Genomic DNA, 344 nt, shown 5'->3' on the forward strand with positions numbered 1-344 from the left:
CATGTGTCGGCGGTTCGATTCCGTCTCGCGCCATCAATTCAATAATCAGGAAGGGTAGCGAAGAGGCTAAACGCGGCGGACTGTAAATCCGCTCCTTCGGGTTCGGGGGTTCGAATCCCTCCCCTTCCATCCTTTACGGGCATAGTTTAAAGGTAGAACTAAGGTCTCCAAAACCTTCAGTGTGGGTTCAATTCCTACTGCCCGTGTTAATAATTATGGCGGGTGTGGTGAAGTGGTTAACACACCAGATTGTGGCTCTGGCATGCGTGGGTTCGATCCCCATCACTCGCCTATTTATTAATATTATTATTGGGGTATAGCCAAGCGGTAAGGCAAGGGACTTT

General features: G+C 49.4%; 3 tRNA genes. All 3 read left to right on the forward strand.

Annotation, left to right across the window (positions count from 1 at the left end):
* The first annotated feature begins 48 nt into the window (after positions 1-48).
* The 3 genes from HMPREF3002_RS09845 to HMPREF3002_RS09855 all read left to right on the forward strand — a co-directional run bounded on the left by HMPREF3002_RS09845 (position 49) and on the right by HMPREF3002_RS09855 (position 291).
* Positions 49-129 (forward strand) — tRNA-Tyr (locus HMPREF3002_RS09845).
* A gap of 6 nt (positions 130-135) precedes the next feature.
* Positions 136-206: transfer RNA gene (locus HMPREF3002_RS09850), tRNA-Trp, on the forward strand.
* Positions 207-218: 12 nt separating this feature from the next.
* A tRNA-His gene (locus tag HMPREF3002_RS09855) sits at positions 219-291 on the forward strand.
* Positions 292-344 lie beyond the last annotated feature (53 nt).

Origin of the sequence: Streptococcus sp. HMSC065E03 (genome assembly GCF_001815045.1) — a bacterium.
Lineage (GTDB): Bacteria > Bacillota > Bacilli > Lactobacillales > Streptococcaceae > Streptococcus > Streptococcus parasanguinis_AD.